General features: G+C 66.4%; 16 protein-coding genes. 1 reads left to right on the forward strand and 15 read right to left on the reverse strand.

All coding sequences use genetic code 11. The features are described from left to right. Positions 1–2 precede the first annotated feature (2 nt). From rpoZ to pyrR, 10 genes are all read right to left on the reverse strand, one after another. Positions 3–260 (reverse strand): DNA-directed RNA polymerase subunit omega, encoded by a 258-nt coding sequence (rpoZ, locus tag LPN03_RS00135; protein WP_165180613.1) that lies wholly within the window; start codon positions 258–260, stop codon positions 3–5. A 33-nt stretch (positions 261–293) separates the two neighbouring features. Next, entirely contained in the window at positions 294–908 is a 615-nt protein-coding gene (gene gmk / locus LPN03_RS00140) for a guanylate kinase (protein WP_240901642.1), read from the reverse strand. Beyond that, complete coding sequence (mihF, locus tag LPN03_RS00145) at positions 905–1,225, reverse strand: integration host factor, actinobacterial type (protein WP_262452331.1); 321 nt, start codon at positions 1,223–1,225, stop codon at positions 905–907. The genes gmk and mihF overlap by 4 nt, the downstream gene beginning before the upstream one ends. Before the next feature lie 98 nt (positions 1,226–1,323). Further along, positions 1,324–2,220, reverse strand: coding sequence for an orotidine-5'-phosphate decarboxylase (gene pyrF, locus LPN03_RS00150; protein ID WP_262452333.1), 897 nt, complete (start codon positions 2,218–2,220; stop codon positions 1,324–1,326). Further along, the gene (gene carB, locus LPN03_RS00155) at positions 2,213–5,521 is read right to left on the reverse strand and encodes a carbamoyl-phosphate synthase large subunit (RefSeq protein ID WP_262452335.1); all 3,309 of its coding nucleotides are present in this window, start codon (positions 5,519–5,521) and stop codon (positions 2,213–2,215) included. Before carB ends, pyrF begins: the two co-directional genes overlap by 8 nt. After that, positions 5,521–6,720: a glutamine-hydrolyzing carbamoyl-phosphate synthase small subunit gene (gene carA, locus LPN03_RS00160; RefSeq protein ID WP_262452337.1), complete on the reverse strand. Its 1,200-nt coding sequence runs from the start codon at positions 6,718–6,720 to the stop codon at positions 5,521–5,523. The genes carB and carA overlap by 1 nt, the downstream gene beginning before the upstream one ends. Continuing rightward, on the reverse strand, positions 6,717–7,271 hold the full coding sequence (locus LPN03_RS00165; RefSeq protein WP_262452339.1) for a hypothetical protein: 555 nt from the start codon (positions 7,269–7,271) through the stop codon (positions 6,717–6,719). The genes carA and LPN03_RS00165 overlap by 4 nt, the downstream gene beginning before the upstream one ends. Further along, positions 7,271–8,596 (reverse strand): dihydroorotase, encoded by a 1,326-nt coding sequence (locus tag LPN03_RS00170; RefSeq protein ID WP_262452341.1) that lies wholly within the window; start codon positions 8,594–8,596, stop codon positions 7,271–7,273. Before LPN03_RS00170 ends, LPN03_RS00165 begins: the two co-directional genes overlap by 1 nt. Further along, a complete protein-coding gene (locus LPN03_RS00175) occupies positions 8,593–9,600 on the reverse strand; it encodes an aspartate carbamoyltransferase catalytic subunit (RefSeq protein ID WP_262452342.1) in 1,008 nt (335 codons plus the stop codon). The genes LPN03_RS00170 and LPN03_RS00175 overlap by 4 nt, the downstream gene beginning before the upstream one ends. Continuing rightward, the gene (pyrR, locus tag LPN03_RS00180; protein WP_262452344.1) at positions 9,597–10,205 is read right to left on the reverse strand and encodes a bifunctional pyr operon transcriptional regulator/uracil phosphoribosyltransferase PyrR; all 609 of its coding nucleotides are present in this window, start codon (positions 10,203–10,205) and stop codon (positions 9,597–9,599) included. The genes LPN03_RS00175 and pyrR overlap by 4 nt, the downstream gene beginning before the upstream one ends. Before the next feature lie 347 nt (positions 10,206–10,552). Between pyrR and LPN03_RS00185 the strand changes: the two genes are divergently transcribed. Then, positions 10,553–11,692, forward strand: coding sequence for a PrsW family intramembrane metalloprotease (locus LPN03_RS00185; RefSeq protein ID WP_262452346.1), 1,140 nt, complete (start codon positions 10,553–10,555; stop codon positions 11,690–11,692). Between the two features lie 73 nt (positions 11,693–11,765). Here the strand turns inward: LPN03_RS00185 and nusB are convergent, their stop codons facing one another. From nusB to LPN03_RS00210, 5 genes are all read right to left on the reverse strand, one after another. Then, positions 11,766–12,212, reverse strand: coding sequence for a transcription antitermination factor NusB (gene nusB, locus LPN03_RS00190; protein WP_262452348.1), 447 nt, complete (start codon positions 12,210–12,212; stop codon positions 11,766–11,768). Beyond that, the gene (gene efp, locus LPN03_RS00195; RefSeq protein ID WP_165180603.1) at positions 12,212–12,775 is read right to left on the reverse strand and encodes an elongation factor P; all 564 of its coding nucleotides are present in this window, start codon (positions 12,773–12,775) and stop codon (positions 12,212–12,214) included. The genes nusB and efp overlap by 1 nt, the downstream gene beginning before the upstream one ends. Before the next feature lie 61 nt (positions 12,776–12,836). Then, positions 12,837–13,337 carry a tetratricopeptide repeat protein gene (locus tag LPN03_RS00200; protein WP_165180602.1) on the reverse strand — a complete coding sequence of 167 codons (501 nt, stop codon included), beginning with the start codon at positions 13,335–13,337 and terminating at the stop codon, positions 12,837–12,839. Continuing rightward, positions 13,338–14,429: a 3-dehydroquinate synthase gene (gene aroB, locus LPN03_RS00205; protein WP_262452352.1), complete on the reverse strand. Its 1,092-nt coding sequence runs from the start codon at positions 14,427–14,429 to the stop codon at positions 13,338–13,340. Then, on the reverse strand, positions 14,426–14,932 hold the full coding sequence (locus LPN03_RS00210) for a shikimate kinase (protein ID WP_262452353.1): 507 nt from the start codon (positions 14,930–14,932) through the stop codon (positions 14,426–14,428). Before LPN03_RS00210 ends, aroB begins: the two co-directional genes overlap by 4 nt. Between the last annotated feature and the right edge of the window lie 38 nt (positions 14,933–14,970).

The raw sequence follows: 14,970 nt of genomic DNA on the forward strand, positions 1-14,970 counted from the left end.
GCTTAGGCGGTTTCGATCGGCGTGGAGACCAGCAGGCCCTCGTCGATTTCACGGTAGGCGATGGAAAGCGACTTTTCGTTGAGCTTCGTGTCCACCAGCGGGCCGACATACTCAAACAGGCCCTCGTGGAGCTGCGCGTAGTACGCGTTGATCTGCCGGGCGCGCTTGGCACCAAAGATGACCAGCCCGTACTTCGAGTCCGAACGCTCCAGCAGGGAGTCGATGGGCGGGTTGATGATGCCTTCGAGTTGTGTAGTCAATTGCTTCTCCAAAATATGTATGGGTGACGCCTGTTAGTCACGGTGGCTGGGGGTGAGGCCCATCAGGGTGACAAGCTCGGCTGCGGCGCGGCCTACCTCATCGTTGATGATGGTGTAGTCAAACTCCGGCTGGGCAGCAAGTTCCAGTTTAGCTGTTTCCAGGCGGCGGTGCTGTTCCTGGGCACTTTCCGTGCCGCGGCCCACCAGCCGGCGGACAAGTTCATGCCAGCTGGGCGGGGAAAGAAACACAAAGTCGGCCTCCGGCATGGCCTGTTTGACCTGGCGGGCGCCCTGGAGGTCGATCTCCAGGAGCACCGAACGGCCAGCCGCGACGGCGTCCTCGACGGTGCTGCGCAGCGTGCCGTAGCGGTTGACGCCGTGGACCACGGCCCACTCGAGCAGCTCGCCGGCCGCCACCAGGGCGTCGAATTCCTCGGCGGTCTTGAAAAAGTAGTGGACGCCTTCCACCTCGCCGGGCCGGGCCGGGCGCGTGGTCGCAGACACGGACAGCCACACCTGCGGGTAATTGTCACGGATGAAGGTGGACACCGTGCCCTTGCCGACGGCTGTGGGACCGGCCAGAACAGTCACACCGCTGCGGGCCTTGGTGCGGACGGTATTTTCCACCGGCAGGACGGGCCCGTTCAAGAGTCCTGTCCCAGGTACTCCACAAGGGTGCGGCGCTGGTGCACGCCCAGCCCCCTCACCCGGCGGGTTGGGGCTATCCCCAGCTCGCTCATAATCACTGTTGCACGTACCTTTCCAATGCCCGGTAGGGCTTCCAATAAATCGCTCACCTTGAGCCTGCCCAGTGCCGGTTCATGGGCTGCAGCGGCAATGACGGCCGCCACGCTCACCTTGCCGTTCTTCAGCTCCCGCTTTGTTTCCGAACGCCTGGTCCGGGCGGCCGCAGCTTTTTTCAGGGCAGCTGAGCGTTCCTGGTTTGAGAGCGATGGCAAACTCACAACTGGCTCCTCAAATGGCCACGGTACGGACAGCTTCAGCAAAAGCGGGTGTCTACTGAACCTATCCGCACCGGGCAGGCAAAATCAATCCGGCGGCACTACAGGCCTTGCAGGGCCTCCCGGGTGGCTGCCCGGAGCGCGGCAACATCCGGGCCGGCTGCCAGGATTCCGCGGCTGGAGGTGGCCAGCACGGACGGATAGGAAGCCCCAAAGGTGGCCCGCAGGTCCGCCCCGGTGGCACCCTGGGCGCCGAGTCCGGGTGCCAGGATGGGCCCGCGCACAGCCGACAGGTCAATGCCGAGGTCCGCCAGCGCCGAACCGACGGTGGCGCCGACCACCAGGCCCACCGAGCCCAGCACATCCCGGGCGTAGCGCTGGTTTTCGACGGCGGCCGCCCCGGCGATGCGCCGGGCCACGGACTCGCTGCCGCCCACATGCTGGACGGAGGCCCCCTCGGGGTTGGAGGTCAAGTCCAGGACGAACACCCCCCTGCCGTTCGCGGCTGCCAGGTCAAGCGCCGGGCGCAGCGATTCGAAACCCAGATACGGGCTCAGGGTCACGGCGTCCGCGGCAAGTGTGGAGCCGTCTCGAAGCCAGGCATCCGCGTAGCCGGCCATGGTGGAGCCAATGTCCCCGCGCTTCGCGTCTGCGATGGTCAGCACGCCGGCCTGCGCGGCGGCGGCCAGGAGTTCCTCCAGGGCGGCCATGCCGGCCGAGCCGTGCCGCTCATACAGGGCCACCTGCGGCTTGACGGCCGCGGCCAGCGGGGCCACCGCCTCCAGTGCCGCCAGGGAAAAGCTGCGCAGCCCGCCGGGAGTGTCGGGCAGGCCCCAGGCGGCCAGGAGGCCCGGGTGCGGGTCGATGCCCACGCACAAAGGCCCCTTGGCCTGCATGGCAGCCCACAGGCGCGCACCGAAGGGAGCGCGCCCGGCCCCGCCCTGTGTGGCCGGGGCTGCCGGGCCTGCCGCCGCGCCGGGCCCGTCCGGGCTAGGCATTCTGCGCCGCCAGGCCGGCCTGGAGCACCTGCGCATGCTCCTGCAGGCTGGTCACATCCCACTCATAGTGGCGCAGCGCCTCCATGGCCTGGACGGCCACGTTGAATTCGGCCACGGTGGTGATGCAGGGCTTGCCGTTGGAGACGGCGGCGGCACGGATCTCGTAACCGTCGCCGCGAGCCTGGCCGCCCGTGGGCGTGTTGAAGACCATGTCGATCTCACCGTTGTTGATGAGGTCCACCACGGTGCCCTCACCTTCCGCCGAACTGCCCTCGGCCACCTTGCGCACCGTGGTGGAGTTGATGCCGTTGCGGCGCAGCACATCCGCGGTGCCCCCCGTGGAGACAATTTCATAGCCCAGGTCCACGAGGCGCTTTACGGCCATGATGATGGAGCGCTTGTCGCGGTTCGCCACGGAGACAAACACCTTGCCCGAGACGGGCAGGGCGCCGTTGGCCGCGGCCTGGCTCTTAGCGAAGGCCGTGTCAAAGTGCTTGTCGATGCCCATGACCTCGCCCGTGGAGCGCATTTCCGGGCCCAGCAGGGAGTCGACAACGTGCCCCTCGGGGGTGCGGAAACGGCTGAACGGCATGACGGCCTCCTTCACAGCAACCGGTGCGCTGTCGGGGAGGTTTCCGCCGTCGCCCACTTCCGGCAGGATGTGGTGGACGCTGCGCAGGTGTGCAATGGACACCCCGGTGCCGATGAGTGCGGCGGCCTTGGCCAGCTGCACGCCGGTTGCCTTGGAGACAAACGGCACGGTGCGGGAGGCACGCGGATTGGCCTCCAGCACATAGAGCACGTCGGCGGCCAGGGCAAACTGGATGTTGATGAGGCCGCGCACGCCCACGCCTTCGGCAATGGCCCGGGTCGCCTTGCGGACCCGCTCCTGCACGTCCTTGCCCAGGGTGATGGGGGGAAGGACGCAGGCGGAGTCGCCGGAGTGGATGCCGGCCTCCTCAATGTGTTCCATGATGCCGCCGAGGTACATGTCCTTGCCGTCAAAGAGCGCGTCCACGTCGATTTCGATGGCGTCCTCGAGGAACCTGTCGATCAGCACGGGGTGGGCCTGCGTGATTTCAGTGGCGTTCTTGATGTACCGGGACAAATTGCTTTCGTCGTAGACGATCTCCATGCCGCGCCCGCCCAGCACATAGGAGGGCCGGACCAGGACGGGGTAGCCGATTTCGTCGGCGATCTTCTTGGCGTCGTTGAAGGAGACGGCCGTGCCATTCTTCGGCGCCAGGAGGCCGGCGTCATCCAGCACGCGGGAGAACATGCCGCGGTGTTCGGCCAGGTCGATCGCCTCCGGGGACGTGCCCAGGATCGGCACGCCGGCGTCGGCCAGTTCCTGTGCCAGCTTCAGCGGGGTCTGGCCGCCCAGCTGGACGAACACGCCCATGACGCCGCCGGTGCGTTCCTCGGCTGCGATGATTTCCAGCACGTCCTCAAGCGTCAGCGGCTCGAAGTACAGGCGCGTGGAGACGTCGTAGTCGGTGGAGACGGTTTCGGGGTTGCAGTTGACCATCACGGTCTCGTAGCCGGCCTTGCGCAGCGCCATGGAGGCGTGCACGCAGGAGTAGTCAAACTCAATGCCCTGGCCAATCCTGTTCGGGCCCGAACCCAGGATGATGATGGACGGCTTTTCGTGCAGCGCAATCTCATCCTCCTCATCGTAGGAGGAGTAGTGGTAGGGCGTGTAGGCGGCAAATTCGGCGGCACAGGTGTCCACCGTCTTGTACACGGGGCGGATGTCCAGGGCCTGCCGCACGCCGCGCACCACGGCCTCGGAGTTGTGGGTCAGGGAGCCGATCTGGGCGTCGGAGAAGCCGTGGCGCTTGGCCAGCTTCAGCATGTCCGGCGTCAGCGCGGTGGACTGGCGGATGGTCACGGCCACCTCATTCAGCAACACCAGCTGGTCCAGGAACCAGGGGTCGATCCCCGTCGCGGCGTACAGTTCCTCGATGGTGCCCCCGCCCAGCAGTGCGCGCTGGACCTGGGACAGACGTTCCGTCGTCGGGCGCTTGGCGGCTTCAATCAGGTCCGGGACGTCCAGGGCGTTCACGGAGCTGAAGTCCAGGCTGGAGCCCTTCTGCTCAAGGGAGCGCAGGGCCTTTTGCAGGGCCTCGGTGAAGTTGCGGCCAATGGCCATGGCCTCGCCCACGCTCTTCATGGTGGTGGTCAGGGTGGGGTCCGCGGCCGGGAACTTTTCAAAGGCAAAGCGCGGGACCTTGACCACCACGTAGTCAAGCGTGGGTTCGAAGGAGGCCGGCGTCTTCTGCGTGATGTCGTTGGGGATTTCATCCAGTGTGTAGCCCAGGGACAGCTTGGTGGCGATCTTGGCGATGGCAAAGCCGGTGGCCTTGGACGCCAGGGCGGATGACCGGGAGACGCGCGGGTTCATCTCAATGACGACGACGCGGCCCGTGTCCGGCTCGATGGCGAACTGGATGTTGCAGCCGCCGGTGTCCACGCCCACCTCGCGGATGACAGCGATGGAAATGTCGCGCAGGTTTTGGTATTCGCGGTCCGTCAGCGTCATGGCCGGGGCGACCGTTATCGAGTCGCCCGTGTGGACGCCCACCGGGTCAAAGTTTTCGATGGAGCAGACCACCACGACGTTGTCGTTCTTGTCGCGCATCATCTCCAGCTCGTATTCCTTCCAGCCGAGGATGCTCTCTTCGAGCAGCACCTCGGTGGTGGGGCTGTACTGCAGCCCCTGGCCCACAATGCGGTCCAGGTCCGACGGCGTGTAGGCCAGGCCGGAGCCCAGCCCGCCCATGGTGAAGGAGGGGCGGACCACCATGGGATAGCCCAGGTCCTCGGCGGCCTTGTGTGCTTCCTCCAGGGTGTGGATGATGTGGCTGCGGGCCGATTCGGCGCCGCAGCGCTCCACCACGCCCTTGAACTTTTCGCGGTCCTCGCCCAGTTCGATCGCGGCGATGTTGGCGCCGATCAGCTCGACGTTGTACTTGGCAAGCACGCCGGCCTTGTCGAGGGCAATGGCGGTGTTGAGGGCCGTCTGCCCGCCCAGGGTGGGCAGCACGGCGTCGGGCCGTTCCTTGGCAATGATTTTTTCCACCACCTCGGGGGTGATGGGTTCAACGTAGGTGGCGTCGGCGAACTCGGGGTCCGTCATGATGGTGGCCGGGTTGGAGTTGACCAGGATGACCCTCAGGCCCTCCTCCTTCAACACGCGCAGGGCCTGCGTGCCGGAGTAGTCAAACTCGGCGGCCTGGCCGATCACAATCGGGCCGGAACCAATGACCAGGACTGACTTCAGGTCTTCTCTCTTCGGCATTACTTGGATTCCTCGGTCTCGTTCTGGGTGGCTGCGGTGTTCTTCTTGTTCCGGCCCATCAGCGCGATGAACCGGTCAAACAGGTAGGCGGCGTCATGGGGGCCCGCCGCTGCCTCGGGGTGGTACTGGACGGAGAACGCCGGGATGTCCAGGCAGGAAAGTCCCTCCACCACCTGGTCGTTGAGGCTGATGTGGCTGACCTCGACGCGGCCAAACCGGTCCTCGGGGGCCCGGGTGGCCCCGTCCAGGGGTGCGTCGACTGCGAAGCCGTGGTTCTGGCTGGTGATCTCCACCTTGCCCGTGCTGCGGTCCATGACAGGCTGGTTCATGCCGCGGTGGCCGTAGCGCAGCTTGTAGGTGCCGAAGCCCAGGGCGCGGCCCAGGATCTGGTTGCCGAAGCAGATGCCGAAGTACGGAACTCCCGCTTCCAGGAAGCTGCGCACAAAGCCCACCTGCCGGTCCGCGGTGGCAGGGTCGCCGGGGCCGTTGGAGAGGAACACGCCGTCCGGGTTCAGTGACTGCGCTTCCTCGAAAGTGGTGGCGGCTGGCAGCACGTGCACGCGCACGCCGCGCTCTGCAAAGCGGTGCGGGGTCATCGACTTCATGCCCAGGTCCAGCGCCACAATGGTGAAGAGGGGCTCGCCTTCCCAGCCGTGCTCGGCGGGTTCCACGGCGTAGCGCTTGGCCACGCTGACCTCTTCCGCGAGTTGGAGGCCTTCCATGGAGGGCTGTGCGGCCACTTCGGCCAGCAGTTCCGCCTCAGGGCGGGACGCGCCGGCGCCGGAGAAGATGCCGGCCTTCATGGCGCCACGTTCGCGCAGGTGTCGGGTGATGGCGCGGGTGTCAACGCCCTGGATCCCCACGATGCCCTGGGCGCGGAGCTCGTCGTCGAGCGTACCTTCCGAGCGCCAGTTGGACGGGCGGCGTGCGGCGTCCCGCACCACGTAGCCGGCGGCCCAGATCCTGGTGGACTCGTTGTCCGCCTGGTTCACGCCGGTGTTGCCGATGTGCGGGGCGGTCTGGACGATCAGCTGGCGGGCGTAGGAGGGGTCGGTCAGGGTCTCCTGGTAGCCGGTCATGCCGGTGGTGAACACGGCCTCGCCCAGCGTGGTGCCCTCGGCCCCGTAGCTTGTGCCCCGGAAGATGCGGCCGTCTTCCAGGACCAACAGTGCCTGTGCAGGCATGGATGCTTCACTCATTCGCTTTGTTCCTTCTTGATGTCTGCGTCAGCTGATGATGTTTCGGGCAGTTCGGCGCCATCCGGCGGCAGGAGCTCCTGCAGGGCCCTGACCAGCGGCCTTTTTGCCTCGGCCGCGGTGGTCCTGAATCCTGTGTCCACGGACAGTGTGCCCAGGCGCCAGGTCATGACCACCAGGCCGTCCTTCTCGACGAACTTTCCCGCCATGCCACTTTGCGTCCCGACTTCCGTCAGTGCGTCGCGGGGGATGAACACGTCCGCCGCGCCGCTGCGGGCGATCAGGATGCCCCCGGCGTGGATGCCGAGGACGGCCTTGGTGCGCAACCCCAGCCCGTGGACGGCGATCCTGTCCAGCCAGTCCCCCTCGGAGGTGGTGGTGACGTACTGGCCGGGCACGCTCAGGCTGGCCGGGCCGGCGTCGTCCGGAACGGGGGGCAGTTCGGCGATGCCGCCCTGGCGCTTGAGCTTGTTCCGCCAGCCCCACCACATGAGGGCGAAAATGGCCAGCAGGATCGCCAGCGTGATCAGGACGGGAACTGTGCGGTCGCCCACTAGTTCCCTCCGTGGATGAAGGGGGTGTTCAGTTTTCCGTCCAGGACCGTGGGGTGGCCGTGGAAGAAGGTGGCCACCACCCGCCCGGGCAGTTCCATGCCGGCAAAGGGTGAGTTCCGGCCCTTGGTGGCCATGGCGGCAGGGTCAACGTTCCAGCGGGCCGCAGGGTCAACCAGCACCAGGTTGGCCGGCTCGCCCACCTCCAGTGGACGGCCCTGATCGGCCAGCTGGCCAATGGCGGCCGGTGCGGTGGAAGTAACCCGCGCTACGTCGGCCCAGCTCATCAAGCCCGTCTCAACCATGGTCTCCTGGACCACTGACAGGGCCGTTTCAAGGCCTGTCATGCCCATGGCCGCGGCCGCCCACTCGCATTCCTTGGCCTCGCTGGGGTGCGGTGCGTGGTCGGTGCCGACAATGTCGATGGTGCCGTCAGCCAATGCCGCCCGCAGGGCGTGGACGTCGGCGTCGGCCCGCAGGGGCGGGTTGACCTTGTAAACCGGGTTCCAGCTGCGCACCAGTTCCTCGGTGAGCAGGAGGTGGTGCGGTGTGACCTCGGCCGTGACGTTGATGCCGCGCTCCTTGGCCCAGCGGATGATTTCGACCGAGCCGGCGGTCGACACGTGGCAGACGTGCAGGCGCGAGCCCACGTGCTGGGCCAGCAACACGTCACGGGCAATGATGGATTCCTCCGCGACGGCGGGCCAGCCGGCCAGGCCGAGGACGGCGGAGACCTTGCCCTCGTTCATTTGTGCGCCCTCGGTCAGGCGGGGTTCCTGGGCATGCTGGGCGATGACGCCGTCGAACGCCTTGACGTATTCCAGGGCCCGGCGCATCATGACGGGGTCGCTGACGCAGATGCCGTCGTCGGAGAACACCCGGACGCGCGCGCGGGAATCGGCCATGGCCCCCAGTTCGGCGAGCTGCTTGCCGGCCAGGCCCACGGTGACGGCTCCCACGGGGCGCACGTCAACCCAGCCTGATTCGCGGCCCAGCGTGTAGACCTGCTCCACCACGCCTGCCGTGTCGGCCACCGGCGAGCTGTTGGCCATGGCGTGCACCGCCGTGAAGCCGCCCAGTGCCGCCGCACGGGTCCCGGTTTCGACGGTTTCGGAGTCCTCCCGGCCGGGTTCGCGCAGGTGCGTGTGCAGGTCCACCAGGCCGGGCAGGGCCACCAGCCCGGCTGCGTCAATGACAGTGGCGTCCCCCACCACGTCCGGGCCCAGGTTTTCACCGGCGGCGGCGATGATGCCGCCGTGCACCAGCAAGTCGCCGGCCGCGGTGCCGAGGAGGGATGCCCCGCGGATGAGGTAGCTGGCGGCAGTCATGATTTGTCCTTTGCGTTCGACGGGGCGGGGGTTGCTGGTTCGCGCATTTCGCCCGACAGCAGCAGGTACAGGGCGGCCATTCTCACCGACACGCCGTTGCGCACCTGGGAGAGCACCGTGGAGCGTGCCGAGTCGGCCGCCGAGGATGAGATTTCCAGACCCCTGTTCATGGGCCCCGGGTGCATGATGATGGTGTCTTTGAGCTTGAGTTCGTCCAGCCTGGCCAGCCGGGCGTCGTCGAACCCCCAGCGGCGGGCATATTCCCGGGTGGACGGGAAGAAGGAGGCATCCATGCGCTCGGCCTGGACGCGGAGCATCATGATGGCGTCAACCCCGGCGTCCAGTGTGGCGTCCAGGTCGTAGCTGACTTCGCACGGCCAGTGCCCGACTCCGACGGGCAGCAGGGTGGGCGGCGCCACGAGGGTCACGTGCGCTCCGAGGGTGCGCAGCAGCCACACATTGGACCGTGCCACCCGGGAGTGGAGCACATCGCCGGCAATGACAACACGCATGCCGGCCAGGTCGCCGCCCACGGACGGCGTGCCTGCCAGCTGCGACCAGTGGGCGCGCATGGTGAAGGCGTCCAGCAAGGCCTGGGTGGGGTGGGCGTGGGTGCCGTCCCCGGCATTGATCACGGCCGCGTCAATCCAGCCGGACGTGGCCAGGCGCGCAGGTGCCCCGGAGGCCCAGTGTCGGATGACGACGGCGTCGGCGCTCATGGCCTCCAGTGTCTGGGCCGTGTCCTTCAGCGACTCGCCCTTGGAGACCGAGGAGCCCTTGGCGCTGAAGTTGATGACGTCCGCTGAAAGCCGCTTGGCTGCCGCCTCGAAGGATATGCGGGTGCGCGTGGAGTCCTCGAAGAACAGGTTCACCACGGTGCGCCCGCGCAGGGCGGGCAGCTTCTTTACTTCGCGCTCCCCCACGGCCGACATTTCCTGGGCTGTGTCAAGGATTTGGATGGCGTTGTCGCGGCTGAGGCTTTCGGTGTCAAGGAGGTGCCTCATGCGCCGGCCTCGATGACAACCTGGTCGGCTGCGCCGGGGCCGTCGATCTCCGCGAGGCGGACCCTGACCTTTTCGCTCGAGGAAGTGGGCAGGTTTTTGCCCACATGGTCGGCACGGATGGGCAGTTCGCGGTGGCCCCGGTCCACGAGGACAGCCAGGCGGACGGCGCGGGGGCGGCCCAGGTCCACCAGGGCGTCCAGCGCGGCGCGAATGGTCCGCCCCGAGTACAGGACGTCGTCAACCAGCACAATGACCTTGTTGTCGATGCCGGAGACAGGGAGCGCGGTGCGTTCCGGGGCGCGGGTGGGGTGGTGGGCCAGGTCGTCACGGAACATGGTGACGTCCAGCTGGCCGACAATGGCCTGCGGGTCAATGGTGGGATCAGTGGCGGCGAGTTTCGCGGCCAGGCGCTGGGCGAGGGGATAACCGCGCCGGGGAATGCCCAAAAGGAGGAGGTTCGCCGAACCCTTGTTGGCTTCCAGAATTTCATAGGCGATACGAGTCAACGCGCGGTCGATGTCTGCTGCGGTCAGGACCACACGCGACACATTGGCCGATGCTGCGTTGAACGGTGCTTCCTCAAATGCTGCCGAGGGGCTGCTCATTTTCTCGCGTCCCCCTTTCCCCGCCTCACAGGACGGAATTAAAAGGATGATTGCATTCCCAAAACTACCACAGGCCCCACCTGCCAGCGCGGCCCCTTGGAGCGCCACCGGGCTGGCCCTAAGGTTGAACCATGACTGAACCCGGGCCCTGGACACAGCCACAGCCGCAGCCACAGCCGCAGCCGCAGTGGCAGACGCCGCCCCAAGCGCCTCTTCCCCAGGCGCCGCTTCCCCAGTTGGGACAGCCACCGGCAGGGCAAACATGGACGGCCCAGTCCCCGTCGCCTGAATACTGGCACCACCCGGCACCGCTGGCCCCCCGGCGGCGGCGCGGGACGGGGATGCGTGTGACAAACATCATCCTGCTGTGCCTGCTGGGGCTGGTCACCGCGGGGACCCTGGCAGTCTTTGCCTACTCGATCGGCGCCAGCGTTTTCCTCATCTGCGGCACCCTGGCCCTGGTCCCGCTGACCATCTGCGTCCTGACCCTGATGTGGATTGACCGGTGGGAGCCGGAACCAAAGACCGCCCTTGCCTTCGGATTTTGCTGGGGCGCCGGAATGGCGGTGATTGCGGCCCTGGTGGTGGGAAGCTGGGTGCAGCCGCTGCTGATGGCCGGCAACGTCTCGGCCGATCCCAGCATGGTGGGTGCCGTGATCCAGGCACCCCTGGTCGAGGAACTGTGCAAGGGCGCCGGTGTGCTGCTGCTGTTCTTTCTGCGCCGGCGCACCTTTGACGGCCCGATTGACGGCGTGGTTTATGCCGGCATCATCGCCGCAGGTTTTGCGTTCACGGAAAACATTCTCTACTTTGGCCAGGCCCTGGACCAAAGCAACGGCGCGGCCGGCGGGCTGGTGGGCATCTTCCTGATGCGCGGGCTCATGTCCCCCTTCGCCCATGTCATGTTCACCGGCGCCTTGGGCGCCTGCGTGGGCTACGCAGCCCGCCACGGCGGCACGGCCCTGGTGCTGGGGGCATGGGTGGTGGGTCTCATCCCCGCCATGCTCCTGCACGGGCTGTGGAACGGGATGACATTTGTGGGCGGCAACTTCTTCATCATGTACGGCGCGCTCCAAATGCCCATCTTCGTGCTGTTCCTCGTGGGCATCATCCTCCTGCGCCGCTCGGAGGCACGGCTCACACGCCGCCGCCTGGGCGACTATGTGCCGTCCGGGTGGTTCAGCCAGCAGGAGGTGCCGATGCTCGCCACCGGTGCAGGCCGGCGTCGTGCCTTGTCCTGGGCGCGCACCTTTGGCGGCGGAAGCACCATGAAGGAATTCATCCGCGTGGCAACCCGCCTGGCCTTCACCCGGAACCGGCTGCTGGTTGACGCCGCGGGCCGCCCCGGCAGCGCAGGGGCCCGCCGCTTTGCCGAGGCCCAGGCCCAGGAGCTTGCCCTGCTGCACAAGTCCACGGCCGCCCGGAGCGAGCTTTTGGGCCGGCACGCCGCCGCCGTGTGGCACTCCCAGCACCCCTTAAACAACTAAGTGTCAGAAACTGCACTCGAATCAACTGTTTTGACTTGATTCGAGTGCAGTTTCTGACACACAGTTGAGGGGGCTAGGCGAGCAGGGTGGGCTTGATCTGCTGCAGCCGGCCCAGCAGGCCGTTGACGAACTGGGGGGACTCGTCCGTGGACAGGGTCTTCGCCAATTCCACCGCCTCGCTCACCGCGACTGCGTCGGGGACGTCGTCGTTGTAGAGCAGTTCCCAGGCGCCGACCCGGAGGATGATGCGGTCGACGGCGGGCATGCGCTCGAGGGTCCAGCCCTGGGAATACGTCTGCAGGAATTCGTCAATGCTTTCCTGCATGGCGGTGACGCCCTCCACCAGGTCCACCGTGTAGACGTTGATGACCTGGTCCGTCTTTTCACGCCGTGCCGTCAGGGCCGAGAAGGCAGAGACGTCGCGCTGCTCAGCCTCGAACAATATGTCCAGGGCACGGCGGCGGGCCTTGCTGCGCGCCGAATTTGGTTTGCCCGAAGGGCTGTTGTGCGTGCTTGCCACTACTCGCTGACACGTCCCAGGTAGCTGCCGTCGCGGGTGTCAACCTTGACGAGGGTGTTGTTGTCAATGAAGAGGGGGACCTGGATCTCGTAACCCGTTTCAACGGTGGCCGGCTTGGTGCCGGCGGAGGAGCGGTCGCCCTGCAGGCCGGGCTCGGTGTAGGTGATGCGCAGCTGGACCGACGGCGGCAGTTCCAGGTAGAGCGGCGTCCCCTCGTGCAGGGCAATCGTCACGTGGAGGTTTTCCAGCATGAAGTTGGTGGCCTCGCCAACGGTCTTGCCCGAGACGGTGAGCTGGTCGTAGTTCTGGGTGTCCATGAACACGAAGTCTTCGCCGTCCTGGTACAGGTACTCATAGTCCGAGCGGTCAACCGTGGCGGTCTCGATCTTCAGGCCCGCATTGAAGGTCTTGTCAACAACTTTGCCGGAGAGGATGTTGCGCATCTTGGTGCGCACAAAGGCACCGCCCTTGCCCGGCTTGACGTGCTGGAACTCAATGATGTTCCACAGCTGTCCCTCAAGCTTGAGAACGGTGCCGTTCTTGATGTCATTCGTGGTTGCCACAATTGCCTCTAACGTATAAGTGTTATCAAAAATCCATTGACCATACTACCGCATGGGGGAACTACTGCCGCTCGGCCAGGTCCAGGGCCCGCTGCAGCGACACCGTGGAGGAATAGATGGCGGAGGCGTCCGCCCCTGCCGCCACCCTTTGCTCCAGGGCAGTGGCGAAACTCCTGGCCGCAGCATCAAAGTTGCCGTTGCTAAAGTACACCTTGCCCAGCTGCTGGTGGATCCAGGCCTCCAGGGACGAATCCGCGACGGCGGGAATCAGCGCCTTGAGCACCCTTTCGGCACGGTCAAAATGCTTCGTGGCGCGCAGCACCTCGGCGTCCAGGACCTGGAGCCGGATGGATTGCGGGTCCGCCACCCGGGCGTCGGCGGCCATTTCCGCAGCTTCCGCAGTCAGCCCGCGGGCCAGCAGCACAAACACGTGGTCGGCTGCATCGTGGCTCAGTTCCAGGGCCTGGGCGCACGTGTCCTCGTCAACCACTTCGGGCAGCAGGGTTTCAGGGTTGACCGCCGTCCCCGGGAAGCCCGCTGAGGGCCAGTCCTTGAGTGACATCTACGAAGCAATCTCCTGGTAGGCGGCAAACAGCAGCGACGGGTCCGGCACCTCAAGGATCCCCGGCTGGCCAATGCCGTCAAGGACCACAAAGCGCAGCAGGTCCCCGCGCGTTTTCTTGTCCCGGCGCATCCCGTCCAGCAGGGCCTGCCAGCGGTCCTTGCGGTACGTCAGGGGCAGTCCCAGCATGTCCAGGATGCGCCGGTGCCGGTCCGCATCCTCGTCGCTGAGCCGGCCCACGCTGCGGGAGAGCTCCGCGGCAAACATCATGCCGACGGACACGGCGGCACCGTGGCGCCACGAGTAGCGTTCGGCGTGCTCAATCGCGTGGCCCAGGGTATGGCCGTAATTCAGGGTCTCCCGAAGTCCGGCCTCCTTGAGGTCCTCGGACACCACCTTGGCCTTGACGGCGATGGCACGTTCAACTAGTTCACGCAGCCCGTCCGAACGCGGGTCAAGGGCGGCCGCCGGATCGGCCTCGATGAGGTCCAGAATTGCCGGGTCTGCAATAAAGCCGCACTTGACCACCTCGGCCATGCCCGAGATCATTTCGTTCTTCGGCAGTGTGTCAAGGGTGTCCAGGTCCACCAGCACGCCCGCCGGGGGGTGGAACACGCCCACCAGGTTCTTGCCCTCTGCCGTGTTGATGCCCGTCTTGCCGCCCACGGACGCGTCGACCATGCCCAGCAGGGACGTGGGCAGGTGAATGACCCGCACGCCCCGCAGCCAGGTGGCGGCGACAAAGCCGCCGACGTCGGTCACGGCACCTCCGCCGACGGCCACTATGGCATCGGAGCGGGTGAAGTCGTTTTGGCCCAGGACCTGCCAGCAAAAGGCCGACACCTGGATGTGCTTGCCTTCCTCGGCGTCGGGAATTTCCGCCGTGAGCGCCGTGAAACCGGCGGCCTCAAGGTCATCACGCACGGCATCCCCCGTCATGCGCAGCGCCCGGGGGTGGATGACCAGCACGCGTTTGACCCTCTCGCCGAGCAGCCCGGGAAGGTTGGCCAGCAGCTTCCGGCCCACTACGACGTCGTAGTTTTCGGCGGGTGCCGGGCCGGTGACCTTGATGACGGTGTTCAATTCATTCACGGTGCGGTGTTCTCTTTCCTTTGTTCTGCGTCCAGCATGGCGATGAGTTCCGCCACCAGCTCCGGCACGCTTGAATTGCTGACGTCAAGGGTGATGTCAGCGAGTCGGGAATACACGGGGATCCGCACGGCCGCCAGGCGCATCCAGGCCTTGACCGGATCCCCCGCCAGCAGCGGCCGTCCGGTGTTGCGAACAATCCGTTCCCGGACAGTTTCCACGGTTGCCTGCAGGAACACCACTGTGGCCCTGCCCAGCAACTGCTGGGTGCCCGTGTCCAGGACGGCCCCTCCCCCGAGGGAAAGAACCACCGGCTTGGGCTTGTCGGTGTCCAGGACATCGGCCACCGCCCGTGCCTCGAGCTGGCGGAAGTGGTGCTCTCCCCTGGCCCCGAAGATGCGCGGGATGGGTCCGTGCTTGGCGACGATGCGCTGGTCGGTGTCGATGAAGTCCACGCCAAGCACGCGGGCCAGCTCCGCACCGATCACGGACTTGCCAACGGCCATCGGCCCCACCATGACGATGGGACGGACAGGCACGAACC

It is taken from the genome of Arthrobacter sp. A2-55 (assembly GCF_025548615.1).
GTDB lineage: Bacteria > Actinomycetota > Actinomycetes > Actinomycetales > Micrococcaceae > Specibacter > Specibacter silviterrae.

Excerpts from the sequence above, each read along its gene's own strand:
- pyrF (WP_262452333.1), bottom strand. The coding sequence starts at position 2,220 with ATGCCTAGCCCGGACGGGCCCGGCGCGGCGGCAGGCCCGGCAGCCCCG.
- carB (WP_262452335.1), bottom strand. The coding sequence starts at position 5,521 with ATGCCGAAGAGAGAAGACCTGAAGTCAGTCCTGGTCATTGGTTCCGGC.
- carA (WP_262452337.1), bottom strand. The coding sequence starts at position 6,720 with ATGAGTGAAGCATCCATGCCTGCACAGGCACTGTTGGTCCTGGAAGAC.
- LPN03_RS00170 (WP_262452341.1), bottom strand. The coding sequence starts at position 8,596 with ATGACTGCCGCCAGCTACCTCATCCGCGGGGCATCCCTCCTCGGCACC.
- LPN03_RS00175 (WP_262452342.1), bottom strand. The coding sequence starts at position 9,600 with ATGAGGCACCTCCTTGACACCGAAAGCCTCAGCCGCGACAACGCCATC.
- pyrR (WP_262452344.1), bottom strand. The coding sequence starts at position 10,205 with ATGAGCAGCCCCTCGGCAGCATTTGAGGAAGCACCGTTCAACGCAGCA.
- LPN03_RS00200 (WP_165180602.1), bottom strand. The coding sequence starts at position 13,337 with ATGTCACTCAAGGACTGGCCCTCAGCGGGCTTCCCGGGGACGGCGGTC.
- LPN03_RS00210 (WP_262452353.1), bottom strand. The coding sequence starts at position 14,932 with ATGGCCGTTGGCAAGTCCGTGATCGGTGCGGAGCTGGCCCGCGTGCTT.